Source organism: Aeromonas media (assembly GCF_000819985.1).
GTDB classification, from domain to species: Bacteria; Pseudomonadota; Gammaproteobacteria; order Enterobacterales; family Aeromonadaceae; genus Aeromonas; species Aeromonas media.
The window spans coordinates 1-19,007 of record NZ_CDBZ01000036.1; the positions used below are offsets into that span (position 1 = coordinate 1).

Annotated in this window: 21 protein-coding genes and 1 pseudogene; 4 read left to right on the forward strand and 18 right to left on the reverse strand. The window is 65.3% G+C overall.

What is annotated here, in order from left to right; all coding sequences use genetic code 11:
• Nucleotides 1–423: 423 nt before the first annotated feature.
• Entirely contained in the window at nt 424–954 is a 531-nt protein-coding gene (gene mog / locus BN1127_RS02950) for a molybdopterin adenylyltransferase (RefSeq protein ID WP_042648418.1), read from the forward strand.
• A 49-nt stretch (nt 955–1,003) separates the two neighbouring features.
• Here the strand turns inward: mog and BN1127_RS02955 are convergent, their stop codons facing one another.
• The 18 genes from BN1127_RS02955 to BN1127_RS03040 all read right to left on the reverse strand — a co-directional run bounded on the left by BN1127_RS02955 (nt 1,004) and on the right by BN1127_RS03040 (nt 17,013).
• The gene (locus tag BN1127_RS02955; RefSeq protein ID WP_042648419.1) at nt 1,004–1,417 is read right to left on the reverse strand and encodes a DUF2541 family protein; all 414 of its coding nucleotides are present in this window, start codon (nt 1,415–1,417) and stop codon (nt 1,004–1,006) included.
• 101 nt (nt 1,418–1,518) lie between these two features.
• Nucleotides 1,519–2,745: a beta-ketoacyl-ACP synthase gene (locus tag BN1127_RS02960; RefSeq protein ID WP_042648420.1), complete on the reverse strand. Its 1,227-nt coding sequence runs from the start codon at nt 2,743–2,745 to the stop codon at nt 1,519–1,521.
• A gap of 91 nt (nt 2,746–2,836) precedes the next feature.
• Nucleotides 2,837–3,562, reverse strand: a complete 726-nt coding sequence (locus BN1127_RS02965) for a 3-ketoacyl-ACP reductase FabG2 (RefSeq protein WP_005332017.1) — start codon at nt 3,560–3,562, stop codon at nt 2,837–2,839.
• Entirely contained in the window at nt 3,559–4,032 is a 474-nt protein-coding gene (locus tag BN1127_RS02970) for a hotdog family protein (RefSeq protein ID WP_042648421.1), read from the reverse strand. The genes BN1127_RS02965 and BN1127_RS02970 overlap by 4 nt, the downstream gene beginning before the upstream one ends.
• On the reverse strand, nt 4,029–5,210 hold the full coding sequence (locus tag BN1127_RS02975; RefSeq protein ID WP_042648422.1) for a beta-ketoacyl-[acyl-carrier-protein] synthase family protein: 1,182 nt from the start codon (nt 5,208–5,210) through the stop codon (nt 4,029–4,031). Before BN1127_RS02975 ends, BN1127_RS02970 begins: the two co-directional genes overlap by 4 nt.
• Nucleotides 5,207–5,764 carry a DUF3261 domain-containing protein gene (locus BN1127_RS02980; protein ID WP_042648423.1) on the reverse strand — a complete coding sequence of 186 codons (558 nt, stop codon included), beginning with the start codon at nt 5,762–5,764 and terminating at the stop codon, nt 5,207–5,209. Before BN1127_RS02980 ends, BN1127_RS02975 begins: the two co-directional genes overlap by 4 nt.
• Nucleotides 5,761–8,118 (reverse strand): MMPL family transporter, encoded by a 2,358-nt coding sequence (locus BN1127_RS02985; RefSeq protein WP_042648424.1) that lies wholly within the window; start codon nt 8,116–8,118, stop codon nt 5,761–5,763. The genes BN1127_RS02980 and BN1127_RS02985 overlap by 4 nt, the downstream gene beginning before the upstream one ends.
• Before the next feature lie 50 nt (nt 8,119–8,168).
• Nucleotides 8,169–8,759 carry an outer membrane lipoprotein carrier protein LolA gene (locus BN1127_RS02990; protein ID WP_042648436.1) on the reverse strand — a complete coding sequence of 197 codons (591 nt, stop codon included), beginning with the start codon at nt 8,757–8,759 and terminating at the stop codon, nt 8,169–8,171.
• 20 nt (nt 8,760–8,779) lie between these two features.
• On the reverse strand, nt 8,780–9,205 hold the full coding sequence (locus BN1127_RS02995) for an acyl-CoA thioesterase (protein ID WP_042648425.1): 426 nt from the start codon (nt 9,203–9,205) through the stop codon (nt 8,780–8,782).
• Nucleotides 9,206–9,442: 237 nt separating this feature from the next.
• Nucleotides 9,443–11,005 (reverse strand): HAL/PAL/TAL family ammonia-lyase, encoded by a 1,563-nt coding sequence (locus BN1127_RS03000; protein WP_042648426.1) that lies wholly within the window; start codon nt 11,003–11,005, stop codon nt 9,443–9,445.
• The gene (locus BN1127_RS03005) at nt 10,992–12,695 is read right to left on the reverse strand and encodes a glycosyltransferase family 2 protein (protein WP_042648427.1); all 1,704 of its coding nucleotides are present in this window, start codon (nt 12,693–12,695) and stop codon (nt 10,992–10,994) included. Before BN1127_RS03005 ends, BN1127_RS03000 begins: the two co-directional genes overlap by 14 nt.
• Nucleotides 12,692–13,063, reverse strand: coding sequence for an ApeI family dehydratase (locus tag BN1127_RS03010; RefSeq protein WP_042648428.1), 372 nt, complete (start codon nt 13,061–13,063; stop codon nt 12,692–12,694). Before BN1127_RS03010 ends, BN1127_RS03005 begins: the two co-directional genes overlap by 4 nt.
• The gene (locus tag BN1127_RS03015; RefSeq protein ID WP_042648429.1) at nt 13,047–14,417 is read right to left on the reverse strand and encodes an AMP-binding protein; all 1,371 of its coding nucleotides are present in this window, start codon (nt 14,415–14,417) and stop codon (nt 13,047–13,049) included. Before BN1127_RS03015 ends, BN1127_RS03010 begins: the two co-directional genes overlap by 17 nt.
• A complete protein-coding gene (locus BN1127_RS03020; RefSeq protein ID WP_171268607.1) occupies nt 14,414–15,001 on the reverse strand; it encodes a COG4648 family protein in 588 nt (195 codons plus the stop codon). Before BN1127_RS03020 ends, BN1127_RS03015 begins: the two co-directional genes overlap by 4 nt.
• 19 nt (nt 15,002–15,020) lie before the next feature.
• A complete protein-coding gene (locus BN1127_RS03025; RefSeq protein ID WP_042065895.1) occupies nt 15,021–15,269 on the reverse strand; it encodes an acyl carrier protein in 249 nt (82 codons plus the stop codon).
• A 3-nt stretch (nt 15,270–15,272) separates the two neighbouring features.
• Complete coding sequence (locus tag BN1127_RS03030) at nt 15,273–15,539, reverse strand: phosphopantetheine-binding protein (protein ID WP_005297932.1); 267 nt, start codon at nt 15,537–15,539, stop codon at nt 15,273–15,275.
• A 17-nt stretch (nt 15,540–15,556) separates the two neighbouring features.
• Complete coding sequence (locus tag BN1127_RS03035; RefSeq protein ID WP_042648431.1) at nt 15,557–16,315, reverse strand: lysophospholipid acyltransferase family protein; 759 nt, start codon at nt 16,313–16,315, stop codon at nt 15,557–15,559.
• Nucleotides 16,300–17,013 (reverse strand): beta-ketoacyl synthase chain length factor, encoded by a 714-nt coding sequence (locus BN1127_RS03040; RefSeq protein ID WP_042648432.1) that lies wholly within the window; start codon nt 17,011–17,013, stop codon nt 16,300–16,302. Before BN1127_RS03040 ends, BN1127_RS03035 begins: the two co-directional genes overlap by 16 nt.
• A gap of 177 nt (nt 17,014–17,190) precedes the next feature.
• Here BN1127_RS03040 and BN1127_RS03045 point away from each other — a divergent pair, with 177 nt between their 5' ends.
• From BN1127_RS03045 to BN1127_RS03055, 3 genes and pseudogenes are all read left to right on the forward strand, one after another.
• Nucleotides 17,191–17,655 carry a lipoprotein gene (locus tag BN1127_RS03045; RefSeq protein ID WP_042648433.1) on the forward strand — a complete coding sequence of 155 codons (465 nt, stop codon included), beginning with the start codon at nt 17,191–17,193 and terminating at the stop codon, nt 17,653–17,655.
• Nucleotides 17,656–17,673: 18 nt separating this feature from the next.
• Nucleotides 17,674–18,033, forward strand: a pseudogene (locus BN1127_RS03050) (SAM-dependent methyltransferase); the annotation flags it as partial.
• A gap of 78 nt (nt 18,034–18,111) precedes the next feature.
• Nucleotides 18,112–19,007, forward strand: an 896-nt coding sequence (locus BN1127_RS03055; protein WP_042648435.1) for an IS5-like element ISEc35 family transposase, incomplete at its 3' end; no start/stop codon positions are given.

Consider the following 19,007-nt stretch of genomic DNA (forward strand, 5'->3'; position numbering starts at 1 on the left):
ATGTTCACGCTCTCACCCTGATCCCCTCCTGGCCAGACGCCTTGCGTGAATCTGTGTGACCACACCCGGCACATCATTTCGCTGTCCATAAACAGGTTATATAAGATGGTGGCGATTTAGGGTCATCCCGCACCGATCCACAGGAGTCTGATTTTTCATCCATTTGGCGACTATGGGTCGAAAGGAAATATTTATTCGTTATGATTCATGAAATTATCCTAATGCGACCTGCGTCACTTTTTTTATAAATTTTAAAGGCTTTTATGGTTCTTCTTATTCCCTATTCATCGATAGCGAATAAATCTGCTTTTCGTTCGACTCTCAAATCTGGCCTTCCTGTGTCACGCCCATGCCGGTGCTTTAACATATCTCACTGATTATGTTATTTTATTTACCACTTTTTCCAATGACCAAGGGCAGATCATGAGCAAGGCAAGAATCGGTATCGTCACCGTCAGCGATCGCGCCAGCGCGGGCATCTATGAGGACCTCTCCGGCAAGGCCATCATAGACACGCTGAACGCCTATCTGACCTCAGAGTGGGAGCCCATCTATCAGGTGATCCCGGATGAGCAGGATCAGATCGAAGCGACCCTGGTCCGGCTGGCGGACCAGGAGCAGTGCTGCCTCATCGTCACCACCGGCGGCACAGGGCCGGCCAAGCGGGATGTGACTCCGGAGGCGACCGAGGCGGTGTGCGATCGCATGATGCCGGGCTTTGGCGAACTGATGCGGGCCGAGTCCCTCAAGTTCGTGCCGACCGCCATCCTGTCGCGCCAGACCGCCGGCCTGCGCGGCAGTTCCCTCATCGTCAACCTGCCGGGCAAGCCCAAGTCCATTCGCGAGTGTCTGGATGCGGTCTTCCCCGCCATCCCCTACTGCATCGACCTGATGGAAGGGCCCTATCTCGAATGTGACGAAGCCGTCATCAAGCCGTTTCGCCCCAAGAAATAGGCCCTGAGTGGGCGGGGAGCTCCCCGTCCATCTCCCAACTTGCAGCCGTTTATTTGCGGCCGTATACCTTGACCCCCGCCTTGCTCCCTTCCGAATTGCCATAGACCTCGACTCGCTTGATGCAAACCCGACTGCCGAGGGATTTCCAGCCGGACTCCTGATCCTCTTTCAGGCTCTTGTCAAAGTGCAGGGTCTTGCTGCGGTCATTGCCGTAGATCACCTTGACCCTGTCCAGGGTCAGCTCCCTTCCCGCCTTGACCATGATGGACCTGGCCGGTCGGCAGATGATGATGGGAATAATGGCTGGGTGGTCGCCCACCCCCAGCAGGATGGTGTTACCCAGCCGAAATTCATCATCAGCCCTGACGGGCGAGGCCACCCCCCACCACAGGCAAGAGAGTAGAAAGGCCAGCAGACCACGGCGCAGCGAAGATTGAACAGAACAAAAAGCTAAAACAGACATGATGCCTCCCAACAAAGTGGGAGACATATTAATTAATCAAACCTAAACCAAAGCTGTACTGGAGCTGTACCGGGTGCAACCGGACGGGCTGGACAGCCCCCTCAACCCCAGCGCTTGAAGATGAGGGAAGTGTTGATACCACCGAAGGCGAAGTTGTTGGACATCAGGTAGTCCACCGCTAGCGTGCGGCCATTGCCCATCACGTGATCCAGCGGGGCACAGGCCGGATCCGGCTCGGTCAGGTTGATGGTGGGGGCAAACCAGCCCTCCTGCATCATCTCCAGCGCCAGCCAGGCCTCGATGGCGCCGCAGGCTCCCAGGGTATGGCCGAAGTAGCTCTTGAGCGACGATATGGGGGTCTTGTCGCCGAAGATGGCGGCGGTGGCGTGGCTCTCGGCGATGTCGCCCCGCTCGGTGGCGGTGCCGTGGGCGCTGATGTAGCCGATGTCGGCGGCCTTGAGTCCGGCCTGGGCCAGCGCCATCTCCATGCACAGCTGCATGGTCTCCTGCTGGGGCTGGGTCACGTGGGCGGCGTCGCAGTTGGTGGCAAAGCCCACCAGCTCGGCGAGGATGGTGGCCCCGCGCGCCTGCGCATGTTCCAGCTCCTCCAGCACCAGGGTGCCTGCCCCCTCGCCAATCACCAGCCCGTCCCGCTGCCGATCGAACGGTCGCGGCGCCAGCTCGGGGTTGTCATTCATCTGGCTGGTGGCAAACAGGGTGTCGAACACCACGGCCTCCGACGGGCAGAGCTCCTCGGCCCCGCCGGCCACCATCAGGGTCTGATAGCCGTGCTTGATCGCCTCAAAGGCGTAGCCAATGCCCTGGCTGCCGGAGGTGCAGGCGCTGGAGGTAGGGATCACCCGCCCGCGCAGACCGAAGAAGAGGCCGGCATTGACCGCCGCCGTGTGCGGCATCATCTGTACATAGGTGGTGGCCGTGATGCTGGCGGTGCTCTTGTCGTTGAGCATGACCCCGAAGGCACGGATGGGCTCCGTGCTGCCGATGGAGGAGCCATAGGCGATGCCGGTGCGACCATCGGTCAGCACGGGGTGGTCGGTAAGTCCCGCCCGTGCCAGCGCCAGTTCGCTGGCCACGGTCGCCAGCTGGGAGACTCTCCCCATGGCCCGCGTCTTCTTGCGCGGATAGTGGGCGGGCAGCACAAAATCGGCAATGGGCGCCGCCAGCCGGGTGTTGAGCCCCTCGTAGATGGCCCATTCCGGCATGGCCACCACCGCATTGCGCCCCGCCTGCAACTTTGCCCGCACGCTCGGCCAGTCCTGGCCGAACGCCGTCACCCCGGCCATGCCGGTTACCACTACCCGCTTCATACCATACCGCCATTCGCAGAGATAAGCTGGCGTGCCACAGAGACAGCACCATGTTGAATCAACATCAGACAAGATCTCACCAACATCCGCGTCATACCATGCCCCCGTTGATGGAGATGACCTGACGCGTGACATAGCCGGCGATGTCCGACATCAGGTAAGAGACCAGCCCGGCCACCTCGTCAGCCTGCCCCATGCGCTTGAGCGGGATCAGTTTCAGCGCCTCGGCCTTCACCTCGGCATCCACCATGCCGGTGTCGATAAGGCCGGGTGCCACGCAGTTCACCGTGATCTTGCGCTTGGCGAGCTCCAGCGCCAGCGCCTTGGTGGCCCCCATGATGCCCGCCTTGGCGGCGCTGTAGTTGACCTGGCCCCGGTTGCCCATCAGGCCTGAGACCGAGGAGATGGTCACGATACGGCCGCCCCGGCGCAGGCCTATCATCGGCATGATGCAGGGCTTGAGCAGGTTGTAGAAGCCATCCAGATTGGTGTGCAGCACCCCGTCCCACTCTTCGTCGGTGAGGGCGGGAAAGGCGCCGTCACGGATGATGCCGGCATTGCAGACCACACCGTAATAGGCGCCGTGTTCGGCCATGTCGGCCTCCAGCCGCACGCGGCAACCCTGGCGATCGGCGATGTCGAACTGGATCAGGCGCCCCTGCCCACCGGCCGCTTGCAGGCTGGCCAGCGTCGCCTCGGCACCGGCGCGGTCGCCGTGGTAGTGCACCACGACGAGAAAACCGTCGGCGGCCAGCTTGAGGGCGATGGCGCGGCCTATCCCCTTGCTGGCGCCCGTGACCAATACGGTAGAGATCATGAAACGTCCTTCGCTAACAAATCGGATAACTCGCCGGGTGCGGGTTGATAGGTCGAGAGGCGTGCGGTGGCGCACTCCCGCCCATCTTGCAGGATCCGGCATTCGAAACTGGCCATGCCGCCGTCTTGCAACAGGCAGCTGGCCTCTATGGTGAGCAGGGCCCCCGCAGCAAAGCTAGTGGGCTGGCAGCGGTACTTGCGGGTGCCGAGCAGCATGCCAATACGCACCGGCTCACCGCGCAATCGCCCCTGCATGCCAGCCCAGGCGGCGATGGTCTGGGCCATCAGCTCGATGCCGACCCAGCCGGGCAACGAGCCCTCGCCATCCAGCAACAAGGCGTGGCGGGCACCGACACGGGTCTCGCAGCGCGCCCGGCTCGCATCCACGGCGCAGAGCCGGTCCAGCAGCAACATGGGGGCCTGATGAGGCAGCAGAGTCTCGATGGCGGGCAACGGTGTGAGCTCATTCATGAGGCAGATCTCCCGAACAGCAGGCTGACATTGTTGCCACCGAAGGCAAAGGAGTTGGAGAGGATCCGGGGCGTCGCCAGCGGGGTGGTGCCACTCACCAGCCGGATGGGCGCCAACGCCGGATCCGCCGTCATCACCCGCTGGGGTGGCAACGGCAGTGCCCGCTCCAGCAGCAGGCAGGCGAGCGCAGCCTCGATGGCCCCCGCCGCCCCCAGAACATGGCCGGTGAGCGGCTTGGTGGAGCTGCAAGGCATCCTGTCCCCGAACAGGCGATAGACGGCCTGGCTCTCCATGGCGTCATTGAGGCGGGTAGCGGTGCCGTGCAGGTTGATGTAACCCACCTGCTCCGGCGTCAGACCTGCCTGGGCCAGCGCCATGCCCATGGCCGCCTCGGCCCCCACGCCGTCTGGATGCGGCGCCGAGATGTGCCAGGCATCGGACGACTCCCCCGCCCCCAGCAGCGCAATCGGCGCAGGCTGTCTGCTCAGCAGAAACAGCGCCGCCCCCTCGCCGATGTTGATCCCCTGGCGGTCGTTGTCGAAGGGCTGGCAGAGGGCGCCACTGAGGGACTCCAGGCTGTCAAAACCGTTGAGAGTCAGCCCGCACAGGCTGTCGGCGCCCCCCACCAGCACCGCATCCACCAGTCCGGCCGCCAGCATCCGCTGACCGCTGATGAAGGCGCGGGCGCTGGAGGAGCAGGCGGTGGAGAGGGTGTAAGCGGGTCCTTCCAGGCCGAGGTGGCGAGCCAGAAATTCGGACGGGGAGCCCAGCTCCTGCTGACGATAGTCAAAGGCCGTTGGCACCGCCTCCCCCCGCCGGTCGGCGGCGATCGCCAGCTCGGCCTCGCCGATCCCGGCGGTGCTGGTGCCGAGCACCAGCCCCACCCGCGCAGGGCCAAACGTCGCCAGCGCCTCGTCGAGGGCGGGCCGGATCTGGGCCAACGCCGCCAGCAGCAGCTGGTTGTTGCGCGAGGCGTAAGGAGCCAGCGCCGCCGGTATGGCCGGCAACTCGCCCTCTACCCGTCCCACCGGGGTCAGGCGGCCATCCAGCAAGGCCTGGTTGTGGCGGGTGAGCGGCGTGCTCCCCTTGGCCTGCCAGGCCAGCAGGGCCTCGGCGCTGGCATCAACGCCCTCACCCAGTGCCGAGATGAGGCCATAGGCGGTGATAAAACAGCTCATCGGCTCAGGGTCTCCAGTTGCAGGCGGTAGTGGAATACGTGCTGCTGCAGGCTGACCGGCTCGCGCACGCCGTCGATGTCGCGGTAATGGATCTCGCTGACCAGGGTGCCATCGGGGGCACGCAGCCGGCGCGTCAGCCCTTCGTCGTGCAGCGTCCAGCCCGGTGGCAACTGCGGCTGCCAGCTCGCCAACGGCCAGTAGCAGAGCATGACGTCCGCCAGCACCTGGGTCACAGGCGGCATGCCGGTGGCGAGCAGCGGGCTCAGTTGTTGGGTCGCTATGCCCTGCTGATCGTAACGCACTCGGAACAGCCGTACCCCGCTCGGGGTCAGGCCGACCAGGGTCAGCTGGTGTCCATCGGCCTCCAGCACCGTCATCAGCTGATGGGCGCTCTCACCCACTGTGGCCGTCAGCAACTGCTGGCGATAGAAGGGGGTGGCCAGCACGGGGGCCGGCAGCACCATGACGCTGCTCTTGTCGAGATAGGCGGTGGGGGCCGGTTGGCTGCTGCAGCCCCCCAGCAAGAGGATGAGTAATGCGAACAGTGATCTCATGGTTGCTCAGGCTCCCGCTCGTCATGCCTCCGCTTGTCCGCTTCCCTGTCCAGCACCAGGGGCGACAACAGGAAGGCGGTAAAGATACCGCCGCTCAGCACCAGACCAAAGCCCGCGATGGCGGGGGTGTGACTCAGCGCCAGCAGACCGAAGGCCAGCTGGGTGGTGAGGTTCGCCAGCAGGATGGCGAGCAGGGTGGCACTCTGCCGCGCCAGCTCGCGCCCGCTGTGGGCGAAAAAGAGACCATAGTCGATGCCGATGCCGAAGATGAGGCTGAGCGCCAGCACCCCGAACAGGGTGAGCGGCTGGCCGCAGGCAGCGAGCAGCGCCAACCCCATGGCCAGCGCAATCAGGTTGACCAGCAGCACCCGGGCCGCCCGGGCCGCCCCCATCCGCCGCCAGAGCAGCAGGGCCACCAGGCCGATGGCCACCGACAGCAGCTCCGCAAGCTTGATCCGGTAGTGGGCGAACAGCTGGCTCCACTCGCTGCGCTGATCCTGCCAGTAGACTCCCTGCTCGGCCGCCGCCAGCGCCGTCAGGGCCCCTTCGTCCACCACCCCCACCAGCGGCACCCAGATGGCGACGCGGCCATCGTCCAGCGAGTGCCACAGCAGACGGCTCCCCTCGCTGACCGGGCTGGCCAGCCAGGCCGCCGGGGTCAGCCAACCGGGCTCGCGGACGGGCGCTTGCCCCCCTGCTGGTATTGGCACCCCGGCCTCTTGCAGTCGGGTCACCACTTGGGGCAACAGGGCCCGGATGGCGGCCGCATCCTGCTGCTGGCGCGCCAGCGAAGGCAGCCAGCGGGAAAGAGAGACAAAATCCTGCAGCACACCGCGCTGTTTAAGCTCGGCCAGCCGGCCGTCGAGCCGCTCCAGTCGTTGCAGCGCCTGTTCGCCGTCCGCTCCCGTCACCAGAAAACCCTGTATGCCGCCCTGCTGGCCGGTCAGGGTCTTGATCTGGTTCTCCTGCGCCTGCAGTTCCACCGGCAAGGGTTGCAGCCGGCGGATGTCGTCATCCACCCGCAGCTGGCTGATGCCAAGAGCGGCCAGCAGCAGACAGCAGAGCGGCAGGCCGATACGCACCAGCGGGCGCTGCCGCCAGGCCCGGAGCCAGGCCATCAGCAGTGACTGAATGACCAGGGGCCGGGTCGGCAGCGGGCCGGCCCAGCGCGGAAACAGGCAGAGCACGGTGATGAAGGCGCTGAACAGGCCCGCCAGCGCACACACCGCCAGCTGCTGCAGCCCGGGGAAGGGGGCGAACCAGAGCAGGCCATAACCGATCAGGGTGGTCAGCACCGCCAGCGACAGGCTCGGCAGCAGCCGTAGCCGGGTCTGATGCGCGCTCTCGTCGCCGCCGTGCAACCGCCGCTCGCACAGGAAGTGGATGGCGTAATCGATGGCGATGCCGATGAGGCTGCTGCTGATGACCAGGGTGAAGACATGGATCTCGCCAAACAGGATGAGCACGGCACCCAGCCCCCACATCAGCCCCACGCCGATGGGCAGCAGGGAGAGCAGCAGCGCCCGGGTCGAGCGGAACACGCCCCAGATCAGCAGGATGACCCCGATCATGGAGCCAAGCCCTATGGTGGAGATGTCCTGCTGGGCCAGGTTGCTGGCGTGCTGGCTGTAGAAGAGGGTGCCACGGCGCAGCAGCTCGGCACCGGGATAAGCCTGGGCCAGCCGCTGCTCGGCGTTGTCGAGCGCCCTCAGCACCCCCTGATTGCGCTGGATGTCGAAGGCGGAGAGATCCAGCTCGGCGCGCACCATGTACCAGTCACGCCCCCCCTTGTCCCGGCTGACCAGCCAGCCCGCCTTGAGCTGCATGGGGCCGCTGACCTCGGCCAGCACCCCGGCCCGGGTCAGCAGCAGCGGATCGCTCTGCCACTCGGCGCGAGAGACGCCGCCAAAGGGCGAGTAGATCTGGCCGAGCACCCACTGGCTCCAGCCCTCGGCGCCAGCCGCCAGCCGGGCCCGGCTCGCCTCATCCAGCCGCTGCCAGGCGAGATCGTGCAGATAGTCCTGCCAGGCGGAGGCCAGCTCGGGCTGATGCCCCTTGATGTGGGAGAAGGCCGCTATCTGGCCGAGTTGTGTTATCCATAGCTCGGCCGCCGCCTGCCCGTTCTGTCCGGCCGGCAGACTCAGCATCCAGACCAGCTGGCGATCGAGCTGCTGCAGCAAGCCCTGCTGCAGGGCCGGATCCAGATCGCTGCGGGATGCGTGGGGCAGCAGATCCATCAGGCTGGTGTTGATGCGGCTGTGGGGCAGCTGCCAGGCGAGTACCGCCGCCAGCAGCAGACAGAGGCCGATCCAGATAGTGCCAAGCCGATGCCAGGTGGTTTCAGCTTGCAGCAAGGTCGATTCTCCCGGCCAGACCACGGGCAGTGGCTTGGCGCGATACGGGGCTAGTGGGCAGCAAAGCGGGCCTGCTCCTCAGGGGTCAATGGCAGGCTTCGCGCCTGCCAGGCACTGAAACGGATACGGGTGCTGTCCCCCTGCTTGTCGGCGATAAGCAGCTGATCCAGCTGCCCCTGCCCGCTCAGGGTGAGGCTGGCGAACACCTTGTCGAGCGGCGCCTGCGTGGGCACCATCACCAGCTGCCAACCCGCCTCCGAGCTCTGGAAATCGATGCTGAAGTAGCGGCTCAGGGTCGCCTCGTCCGAGCCGAACAGCGCCAGCAGCATCTGGCTGAATTCCAGCAGTTGGGGGCTGTCGATGACGGTGGCGGGCTGACCCGCCACCTGCTGCACCATGCGTTGCGGCGTCAGGGTGAGTGTCAGGGCAAAGGGCTTCTGCTGCTGCCACCAGAGGCCGAGGTCGCGCACCAGCAGCAGCTCGCCGGATGCCTTGAGCGGCTGGCTCAGTCCCGCCACCTGTTTCTCCTGCTCGAAATGGGCCTGCCGGGCCGGGCTAAGGGTCAGCAACTGCTGCACCTGGTCACGGGTCAGGGGGGCCGCCTGCAGCGGCCACGCCAGCAGCAGGACCAGTCCGACCATCAGCCGGTTCAGAAGAGGGGTCACTGGCTCACCCCCAGCTTGTCCAGCAGCACCTGGGGCGAGGCCAGGCACATCTCGCCGCTCGCCTTGCTCACCGCCACCTGGATGCTGTAACCCTTGCTGGTGCGGGTGCCGCTCACGGCGTCGCTCAGCAGGTAGTCGATCTTCAACCGGTTCTGGTACTCGGTCAGGGTGGCGCGCACCCGCACCCGCTGGCCGAAGCGCAGCGACGCCAGGTACTTCATCCGGGTGTCGATGATGGGCCAGAGGTAGCCGGAGGCCTCCATCTGCGGATAGTTGTAATCGATGAGATCGAGCAGGGCGCAGCGTGCCAGCTCGATGTAGCGAAAGTAGTGGCCGTGCCAGGCGACCGCCATCATGTCCACGTCGTGGAATGGGATGGTCACTTCGATCTCCGTGCTGATCTGCCAGGGTTCTTGCTGCATGGTTTTTCTCACAAGTCGTCTCCCCGCCAGCGCGACACAGCCACCCAGTCCACGTCGTGGAACGGGATGGTCACCTCGATCTCAGTACTGATCTGCCAGGGTTCTTGCTGCATGGTTTTTCTCACAAGTCGTCTCCCCGCCAGCGCGACACAGCCGCCCAGTCCACGTCATGGAATGGGATGGTAACCTCGATCTCCGTGCTGATCTGCCAGGGTTCAGACGTAGTCTGGATACGGCTCATAGTGAAGAGTCCTGATAGAGGGGGTAGTGGCGCTGGCGAATGCGGGCGATCAGCGCCCTCAGCTCGGGCTCGAGCCCCCGGTCTTCCAGCAGCGGGGCGAACTCGGCCCGCACCTGCACGACCATGGCGGCCAGCGCCGTGCCGAGCGGGCGGGTCAAGGGAGTGGGTCGGGCGAGACGCTGCTCGACCCCTTGCACCGCCGCCAGCAGGCAGGCGGCCGCCACCTGTTCGGTCAGGGTCAGCACCCGCAGCGCATCGCGCGCCGCTATGGTGCCCATGCTCACCTTGTCCTGGTTGTGGCACTCGGTGGAGCGGGAGAAGACGCTGGCGGGCATGGTCTGCTTGAGCGCCTCCGCGGTCCAGGCCGAGACGCCGATCTGCACCGCCTTGAAGCCGTGGTTGATCATCTGCCGTGCATCCGGCGCGCCGGAGAGGTTGCTCGGCAGGCCACCGTTGAACTTGCTGTCCACCAGCTGGGCCAGCTGGCGATCCAGCAGGTCGGCCAGGTTGGCGACGGCCGTCTTCATGCTGTCCATGGCCATGGCGATGTGACCGCCGTAGAAGTGGCCGCCGTGCATCACGTGCTCCCCCTCCCCGTCGATCAGCGGGTTGTCGTTGGCGCTGTTGAGCTCGTTTTCGATGAGCTGGCGCCACCAGGGCAGGCTGTCGGCCACCACCCCGATGACGTGGGGGGCGCAGCGCAATGAGTATCTGTCCTGCAGCCGGTCGCTGTGGCGCGGCAGCTCGCCGGCCACCAGGTCTTCCCTCAACCAGGCCGCGATGCCCTGCATGCCGGGGTGCGGCTTGGCGGCAAACAGCCGCTCGTCGAAGTGGAAGGCGTTGCCCCCCATGGCGACGCTCACCAGGGCGGTGATCCGGGTCGCCAGCCGCATCAGGTAGTCGGTACGGGCGTAGGCGAGGCAAGCCAGCGCCGTCATCACCGAGGTGCCGTTCATCAGCGCCAACCCCTCTTTCGGCCGCAGGGTCAGGGGGGTGACCCCCAGCTCCCGATAGACCTCGGCGGCGGGGCGCAGCACACCATCATGATGAAGCTCGCGCTCCCCCACCAGCACGGCGGCGACGTAGGAGAGCGGGGTGAGATCGCCGCTGGCGCCCACCGACCCCTCTTCGGGAATGCGCGGCACCAGATCCTGCTCCAGCAGCCAGCAGAGCCGCTCGAGCAAGGCCGGGCTGACCCCGGAGACCCCCTGCGCCAGCGAGCAGAGCCGGGTCGCCAGCACGGCGCGGGCGGCATCGAGCTCGAGATCCGCCCCCAGCCCGCAGCCATGAAAGCGGGTCAGGTGCAGCGGCAGCTCGGGCACCAGCTCGGTCGGCACCGGCCGGGTCACCGAGTCGCCGTAGCCTGTGGTCACCCCGTAGATGACCCCCTCTTCGGCCAGCAGCCGGTCGAGAAAGTCGGCCCCCCGCTGGATGCGGGCCATGAAGGCGGGATCCGGATTCAGTGCGGGGGTAGCGCGCCCTTCGGCCAGCGCCACCACGTCTTCGATGGTCAGCGGCTCGGCGCCGAAGGTGACCCTTCTCATCTCACTCTTGTTCATCGGTCAGCTGCCAGAAATCAAAAAAGTTGAACCAGTCCAGCGGGGCCCGCAGGCAGTGATGCTGCAGACGATCGGCATAGGCCTGCACCCGGGACGCAAGAATCTCTTGGCGCCCCTGCCGTGGCAGGGGCTGGCCGTCGGTAAAGGGCTCGAAATGCACCCGAAAGCGGCCCTGCTCCTTGAGGCCGAACATCAGGTAGACCGGGCAGCCCAGCACGCTGCTGAGCACGAAGGGGCCGAGCGGAAAGGGTGCCGGTGCACCGAGAAAGTCGGCCCAGATCACCCGCTTCTCCCGGGTCACCGAGGTGCGATCGCCGACGATCACCACCCACTCCCCCCGCTCCAGCTTCTCCTTGAGCAGGATGGCGGTATCGGCCCCCAGCTCCTGCACCTGGATCAGGTTGAGGTGCGAATCCGGATTGATCTGTTTGAGCAGGGCATTGAAGCGGGCCGCGTGGCGGGTGAACACCAGCGCATTGATGCGCAGCCCCTGCTTGCGACTGCCCAGGGCGCGGCACAGCTCCAGATCGCCGAGATGGGAGCCCAGCAGCAGAACGCCCTGACCGCTGTTGATGGCCGCCTGGTAGTGCTCCGCTCCCACCAGCTCGACCTCTTGCTCCGTGATGTCGCCGCGCCAGCCCGCCAGCTTGTCGAGCGCCGCCTCGCCAAAGCGCAGGAAGTGGCGAAAGCTCGATCTCGGCTCGGCGGGCAGCGTCACCCCCTGCGCGCGAGCGAAGCGCTCGAGGCGGGCCAGATAGGCTTGGGATGCCTGGCGCTGGGCGCGGCCGGTCAGCCAGAAGTAACCGATAACCGGGTAGAGCAGCAGGGAAAACCCGCGCCGCCCCAGCAGGCGATAGCTGGTCAGCATGATCTGCATGCCGAGCAGGGATCCCCGCTCCGGGGTGCGCGACCAGTGGGTACGGCGCTCACGCCACAGCCGGGCCGCCCATAACCAGAGGCGACGGGGCCAGCGGCCGATGCGCAGCAGCAGATCCCACAGCAGGCGGCACACCAGCCGGGTGTGCATCCAGGAGATGTCGCGGTTGTCGCGCCAGAGCTGGAAGTGGGAGCTGCCATCGGCGGGATAGATGACCCGGGTCGGCACGAAGCGCACCGCCACCCCGGCCCAATGGAGGCGCACCATCACCTCGGTGTCGAAATCCATCCGCCGGCCGAGCACCACCCGCTCGAGCAGCGCGCAGGTGGCGGCCAGCGGATAGACCCGAAAGCCGCACATGCTGTCCTTGATGGCGAACGACAGCGTCTCGATCCAGACCCAGACATGGGTGATGTAGCGGCCGTAGAGGCGCCCCTTGGGCACGGAATCATCGTAGAGCGGGCGGCCGGAGATGAGCGCCACCGGGTGCTTGTCCGCCTCGGCCAGCAGGGCCGGCAGGTCCGCCAGATCGTGCTGGCCGTCGGCATCCACCTGCAGGGCGTGGCTAAAGCCGAGTGCATGGGCGCGGCGCAACCCCGTCATCACGGCGCTGCCCTTGCCCTGGTTGTGAGGGTGGCGCAGCAGGGTGACCCAGGGGTAACGCGCAGCCAGCGCATCCAGCTCGGCGGCGGCGACCGGCTCGCTGCCATCGTCGATCAGCAGGCAGGGCAGCCCGTATTCGGCCAGCCGCGCCAGCACGGCGGCCAGCGGGCCGGCATGGTTGTAACAGGGGATGAGAATGCAGGGCGTCATGGGATCAGCCGCACCCGTCCGCTGCTCGCCGGCTCATCGCCAAGCAGATACTGAAAGAGGAGCTGGTCCTTGTCTGCCTGCCACTGCAGGCGCAGGCTGCACTCGGCTCCGGGGCGCAGGGGGCGCTGGAACTTGAGCTGATCCACCCCGTGAAACGGCTGCGCCAGCTTGAGCAGGCTGGCGGCGTAGTGCATCACCCAGTGGATTTGGGTCACCCCGGGCAGCAGGGGCGCGCCGGGAAAGTGGCCCGCAAACCAGGGCAAATCGGGATCGAGCCGCAGTTGCAGGCGCACGCCATCGGCCAGCACCTCGCAACCCAGTTCAGTCGGTAGCGTCTCCTGTGGCAGATTGTCAGCGGATGGGCTCATCGAACAGCTCCTTGAGTTGTGGCCAGGGGCGCTTGCCTTGGGCGTTGACGGGCATCTGTTCGACCCGGCGCACGCTGCGCGGCAGGGCGACCGGCTCGAGCCAGGGACGCAGTTGCTGGCGCAGTGCCAGCAGGAAACGCCCGGGCCCGAGCTCGGCCCAGCGGGCGGTGCCCGCCTCGCTCAGCACCAGCACGGCGCCGAGGATCTGGCGCTGGCCCTGCTGCAGCGGCAGCACGGCGGCCGCTTCCACCTCCGCCAGCCCCTGCAGGCGCGCCTCCACCTCGTCGAGGGATATGCGCTTCTCCTCCAGCTTGACCACCCGATCCTGGCGGCCCAGCAGCTCGAACCCGGCCCCCGTCATCAGGATGCGATCGGCGCAGGCGAGCCACTCAGCCGTCGGCAGGAAGGGGGAGCGCAGCAACAGGCCCTGATCCGGACCGACCCGCACCTCGACTCCGGGCAGCGTCGTCCAGGGGGTCTGTACCTGGTGGCGCTGGCGCCAGCCGATGCCACCGGTCTCGCTGCTGCCGAAGATCTCCACCGGCAGCTGACCGAGCAGCAGTTTGGCCTGCTGGGCATCGCCCGGTTGCAGGGGACCGCCAGAGGAGACGATCAGCCGGCAGCCGGCGGCGGGAATCGCCGGGTCAAGCCGGCTGAGAAAAGCGGGGGAAGCAATCAGGACCCAGGGGGCGGTTTGCAGCGCCAGCTGTTCCGGGTAGTCGATGCTGCGGCGATCGAACGGACGGCCGAGGGCCAGCGGCAGCAGGATGCGAAACAGCAGGCCGTAGATGTGCTGGTGACTGACACTGGCCAGCACCCGACTATCGGCCAGCCGCTCGCCCCACAGCGCCATCTGCACCCGCAACTCCGCCTCCAGCTGGGGCCAGGCCTTGGGGATCGCCTTGGGCTCGCCGGTGGAGCCGGAGCTGAACAGGGTGAGATCGAGGCGCTCGGGCAGCAGAGCCGCGCCGTCTGCCTCCCGCTCGTCATCCGCCACCAGCAGCGGCAGCCTGAGCTGCGCCGCGGTGAGTGCCTCACCCGGCAGCTCGCCATCGGTGAGCAGGCCATCGAACTGACTCTGCAGCGCCTGCAAACCGGCCAGCCGCTGATGGCCCGGCAGGATTGCCTGATAGCCACCGAGGGCGCAGGCGAGCAGTGCTTGCGTGAACAGCAGGCTGTCATCGAAGCAGAGAGCCCAGCGCGCACCTGGCTGGCTGGCGCCGGCGTGGCGGGCCATGGCCCGGGCCAGTTGCAGGCTGCCGCGGCGCAGCTCGGCCAGGGTCACCTCGCCGCCTTGGCCGAACGCCACCACCCGCTCGCCGTCTCGCTGCCAGATAGTTTTCAGCAGGGTCATGGGGCCAGCCTCTTGAGCAGGCGGCGGCGCACCAGATACTCAGCCCCCATCAGGCCGCCCATCAGGGCGTAGCTGATGAGACCGTTGTAGAGGCTCCAGAGCGCCAGATCCCCGTGCCAGATGGTGAAGGCCGCCAGCGCGCCGTTGATGACGAAGAAGCCGCACCAGACCTGGGTCACCCGCCGGGTGTAGCCGATGGCTGCCGGCGGCAAAGCGGGATCCTGCAAGCGGGCCAGCCGCTCCACCAGGCTCATGGGGCGGGTCAGGCTCCAGCCGAACAGGCAGAGCAGCGCCAGGCTCACCGCCAGCGGATAGTAGAGCAGCCAGTGCCGGGCGCTGAATAGGGCCGACAGCAGGGTCAACCCCAAGCCGATGCAGGCCAGCAGGCGGCCCAGCCAGAGCCATTCCGGCAAGGGGCCGAGCCGGACCCGCCCCTTGAGCAGGCCGGGCAAGAGTCGCAGCGAGAAGATGAGCAGCAGACCGAGCAGCAGCGGGGTCTGACCGGCGTAGGTCAGCCCCCAGTAGACCGCCAGCGGGTAGAGCAGCAGGGCACCACCGGCCAGCCAGGAGAGCCAGCGCATCATGGCAGGGCGTGCACCGGCATCAGGCGTCGGCCAGCAGACGCTCGACCGCATCCACCACGTCGTTGACGCTGCGCACCGACTTGAACTCTTCCGGCTTGATCTTCTTGCCGGTCAGCTTCTGCAGGTGCACCACCAGATCGATGGCGTCTATGCTGTCGAGCTCGAGATCCTGATAGAGGCGGGCCTCTGGGATGATGGCCTCTTCGTCGACCTCGAACAGCTCGACGAGGGCGGCCTTGATCTGGGCAAAGATGTCGTCACGGGTCATGGCTCAGGCCTCCCCTTTCGACTGGGCCTGCACCAGGGCGACCAGCGCCGCGACAGAGGCAAAATGACGACGGGTGTTTTCATCCTCGGCGGAGAGCACGATGCCGTAGCGGCCCTTGATGGCAAGGCCCAGCTCCAGCGCATCGATGGAGTCCAGCCCCAGGCCGTCACCGAACAGCGGCGCCTGACTGTCGATGTCGTCAGGGGTGAGCCCCTCGAGGTTGAGGCTGTCGATGATGAGTTGTTTTATCTCTAGATGCAGGTCTTGCATAACTGTTCCATATGCTGTCATTGGGGCCCCGGTTGCAGGGCCCGGGTGAGAAAGCGGGTCAGCTGGCGGGCGGCCAGCGCACTGCTCTGGCCGGTGGAGACCACCTCGTCCGCCGCCACCTGTTGCAGGAATTCTATGGTGAAAGTCGGCTTATTTTCCGGGATCTTGAACCATTTGTCCTGCTTGGTGAGAAATCGGGTGCTGCAGTGGATCCGCACCAGTTGCAGCGGCACCTGGCTGCGCACCGCAAGCTGGGCCGCGCCGCGCTGCAGCTTGATGGGTTCGCCCGGGGTGGTGCGAGTTCCCTCCGGGAAGACCAGCAGCAGGCCGCCGGCCCGGATCCGCGACTGGCACAGGGCCAGCAGATCCTCGCCTGCCACGTTGGGCAGATAGTCGGCCGCCCGCACCACGCCACCGATGAAGGGGTTGCGCCAGAGGGACTGTTTGACGATGCAGTCGCACACCGGCATCTCGGCGGCCAGCATGACGTAGTCGAGCAGGCTGGGGTGATTGGCCACCACCAGGGCACCGCGCAAATGGGCGGGCATGCCGCTCACGCTGTAATCGAGCACTCCCCAGCCGCGCAGCACACCGAGAAACAGCCGAAAGCTGTGGCGGATGGTTAGCTGGGCCAGGGTACGGCGCCGCTCGCCGCGCAGACAGAGCGCCAGCAGCGGAAACCAGAACAGGGAGAGCAGCAGGCCGCCCACCCCGAACAGGGTGAAGCCGAGGGCCGTGCCGATCAGCCGCCAACCCCGGTTCAGCAACGCTGCCATGCCCACTCCTGGCGGCCATCGCAAAGGGTCAGAGTCGACTCATGCCGCAACAGGGCACGCCAGCAGGCCAGACTCTGCGGCAGCGGGCGGACATGGGGTTCGACTGTGCGGCGCGCGCCCTCGCAGCGCCACTGGTCGCCAGCCTCAAGCACCAACCCCAACGAGTGGGGCGGCGCCTCGTCCGCCAGCCAGGGACGGTGAAACTCGGGCACAGGTCCTTCGAATGCCACCAGCAGCACCCGGCGGGCACCGGCCTGCAGGGCGCAGACCGCTTCGGTCAGGCCCGCCATCAGGCCGTTCTCTCCCGCCGCCAACGAGGTCATGGGAATGGCGGCCTTGCCCTGAATGGAGCAGAGTCCGGCGGCGGTGTTGTGCACCGACATGGAGAAATCCGTGGGCGACAACGCCTGTCCGTCCGCCAGCGCCTGCAGCAGGGTCACAGAGCGGGCCAGCTCGCCATGACGGCTGACGAAGATGGCGTAATCAATGACATGGCGAGCCAGCAGGCTCAGCCCCACCTGCACCGCCAGCCGGGAGCCCTGGCTCAGACGGCGCGCCATCATCATGGGCAGCAAGGGGGTAGCAGGAAACGGCGGGTCGACGGGCCAGCGGCCCTGCTGCGCCCACGCCTGCCAAGCGGCCTCATCGGCCAGACCCGGAGACAGTGCCTGGCTATCCAGCAGCGAGAAAGAGAGCATATTTCAGGCAACCTGTCCTTAAAACGGTGGGTGGGAGCGAAGACGATAAAAGGCACTCATCCGACGGGCAGTGCCTGCTCCACGGCATGGAATGGCGTCATCAGGTTAATACCGGTCGGATAATACCATTATTCATCAAAAATAATAGCTGGCGCAGATTATCCACTGCCTTGGTGATTGAAAATAAACAATTTGTGTTGTCTCATTGCCTCGCCCGAATTGATGAATATCCTCCCCGAAGGAAATATTATGAAACTCATTAATAAAATATCCCTGATACTGACCTGTGCCTTGTTGGCCGCTTGCTCCACCAGCCAGCCCATCCGTAATATGGCGGCCAATCCGGTGCCCTTCAATCTGACCGAAGAACAGGTGGCCAAGGCCATTATTACGGCGGGCATAAGCAAGAGCTGGGTGATGAGGAAAGAACGACCAGGGCTTATTCGTGGCCAGGTCAATGTGCGTCAACATCAGGCGGTAATCGATATTCCCTACAGCGCTCGCGATTACTCCATTAATTATGTGAGCAGCATCAACCTTGATGACAAAGGCAAGGGCAGCATACATCGCAGTTATAACCGTTGGGTGCTGGGTCTGAATCAGGCCATCCAGACCGAACTCTCCCGCACACAGAACCAATAATCCGGCAGGAGTCACCCCGTGAACCACTATCAGGCAGACCCATACAACGCGCTGGAAGCCATCAGCGAGGCCCAGAAAATCGCCTTCGGGCCCATGTTGTTTCAGGCCAGCTGGTGCCTGCGTGAAACCGGGGTGCTGGCGTTTCTCGAGACCTGCGGCTCGCGGGGGGCCTCGCTGGCCGAGATCGCCCTGGCATGCGAGCTGAGCGAATACGGTGCCGGCGTGCTGCTGGACATGGGGCTCGGTGGCGGGCTCTGCTACCTGACAGACGAGCACTATGTGCTGGGCCGGGTCGGCAAATACCTGCTGCACGACGCCATGAGCCGGGTCAATCTCGATTTCACCCAGCATGTCTGCTACCAGCCTCTCGCCCATCTACGGCGTTGTTGCTCAAATCAGGGAACTATCCCGCAGTTTGGTGATCTGATCTCTTAGGTTCACCACCGGGAGCGCCAGATGGGCAAGTCCAAGCACAAGATCAGCAACTGGAAACAGTACAACCAAGCCTTGGTGCAACGTGGTTCGTTGACCGTCTGGATGGATGAGCAAGCCATCCAGCAGTGGCATTGCCAGACCCATCATGGCCGCCGAGGGCGAGGCTTCCATTACAGCGACTCCGCCATTGAAACCGCGCTGATGCTCAAGGCGGTATTCAAGCTACCGCTGCGTGCCTTGGAAGGCTTCATCAACTCGCTGTTCGAGCTGATGAATGTGCCCTTACAGTCGCCGGACTACAGCTGTATCAGCAAGCGCGCCAAGACGGTCGAAATCAAGTACCGCCTACCGAGCCATGGCCCAGTGGCTCACCTGGTCATCGATGCCACCGGACTCAAGGTCTATGGCGAAGGCGAATGGAAAATTCGCAAGCACGGCAAGGAGAAACGCCGCGTCTGGCGCAAGCTTCACCTGGCCGTAGATGCGGCGACCCATGCCATCGTTGCAGCCGAAGTCAGCCTGGAAACGGTGGGCGATAACGAGGTGTTGCCCACGCTGCTCAACCCCTTGCGCCGCAAGATAGAACAAGTCAGCGCCGATGGTGCCTATGACACCAGAGCCTGTTATGCCCTACTGCAAAAGAAGGGCATCAAGGCCACCATACCGCCGAGAAAGAATGCGGCATTCTGGAAGAAAGGCCATCCACGCAACGAGGCGGTTGCCGCGCTCAAGGCAGGAGAGCTGGAGCAATGGAAAAAGGACTCTGGCTATCATCAGCGCTCGATAGCTGAGACCGCCATGTATCGCTTCAAGCAGCTCATCGGTCCGAAACTGAGTCTGCGGAGCTACAACGCCCAGGTGGGTGAGATCCTGGCTGGGGTAAAAGTCATGAACAAGGTCATAGGGCTTGGTATGCC

Coding starts and splice junctions, on each gene's coding strand:
- mog (WP_042648418.1), top strand. CDS start 424: ATGAGCAAGGCAAGAATCGGTATCGTCACCGTCAGCGATCGCGCCAGC.
- BN1127_RS02955 (WP_042648419.1), bottom strand. CDS start 1,417: ATGTCTGTTTTAGCTTTTTGTTCTGTTCAATCTTCGCTGCGCCGTGGT.
- BN1127_RS02960 (WP_042648420.1), bottom strand. CDS start 2,745: ATGAAGCGGGTAGTGGTAACCGGCATGGCCGGGGTGACGGCGTTCGGC.
- BN1127_RS02965 (WP_005332017.1), bottom strand. CDS start 3,562: ATGATCTCTACCGTATTGGTCACGGGCGCCAGCAAGGGGATAGGCCGC.
- BN1127_RS02970 (WP_042648421.1), bottom strand. CDS start 4,032: ATGAATGAGCTCACACCGTTGCCCGCCATCGAGACTCTGCTGCCTCAT.
- BN1127_RS02975 (WP_042648422.1), bottom strand. CDS start 5,210: ATGAGCTGTTTTATCACCGCCTATGGCCTCATCTCGGCACTGGGTGAG.
- BN1127_RS02980 (WP_042648423.1), bottom strand. CDS start 5,764: ATGAGATCACTGTTCGCATTACTCATCCTCTTGCTGGGGGGCTGCAGC.
- BN1127_RS02990 (WP_042648436.1), bottom strand. CDS start 8,759: ATGGTCGGACTGGTCCTGCTGCTGGCGTGGCCGCTGCAGGCGGCCCCC.
- BN1127_RS02995 (WP_042648425.1), bottom strand. CDS start 9,205: ATGCAGCAAGAACCCTGGCAGATCAGCACGGAGATCGAAGTGACCATC.
- BN1127_RS03000 (WP_042648426.1), bottom strand. CDS start 11,005: ATGAACAAGAGTGAGATGAGAAGGGTCACCTTCGGCGCCGAGCCGCTG.
- BN1127_RS03005 (WP_042648427.1), bottom strand. CDS start 12,695: ATGACGCCCTGCATTCTCATCCCCTGTTACAACCATGCCGGCCCGCTG.
- BN1127_RS03010 (WP_042648428.1), bottom strand. CDS start 13,063: ATGAGCCCATCCGCTGACAATCTGCCACAGGAGACGCTACCGACTGAA.
- BN1127_RS03015 (WP_042648429.1), bottom strand. CDS start 14,417: ATGACCCTGCTGAAAACTATCTGGCAGCGAGACGGCGAGCGGGTGGTG.
- BN1127_RS03020 (WP_171268607.1), bottom strand. CDS start 15,001: ATGATGCGCTGGCTCTCCTGGCTGGCCGGTGGTGCCCTGCTGCTCTAC.
- BN1127_RS03025 (WP_042065895.1), bottom strand. CDS start 15,269: ATGACCCGTGACGACATCTTTGCCCAGATCAAGGCCGCCCTCGTCGAG.
- BN1127_RS03030 (WP_005297932.1), bottom strand. CDS start 15,539: ATGCAAGACCTGCATCTAGAGATAAAACAACTCATCATCGACAGCCTC.
- BN1127_RS03035 (WP_042648431.1), bottom strand. CDS start 16,315: ATGGCAGCGTTGCTGAACCGGGGTTGGCGGCTGATCGGCACGGCCCTC.
- BN1127_RS03040 (WP_042648432.1), bottom strand. CDS start 17,013: ATGCTCTCTTTCTCGCTGCTGGATAGCCAGGCACTGTCTCCGGGTCTG.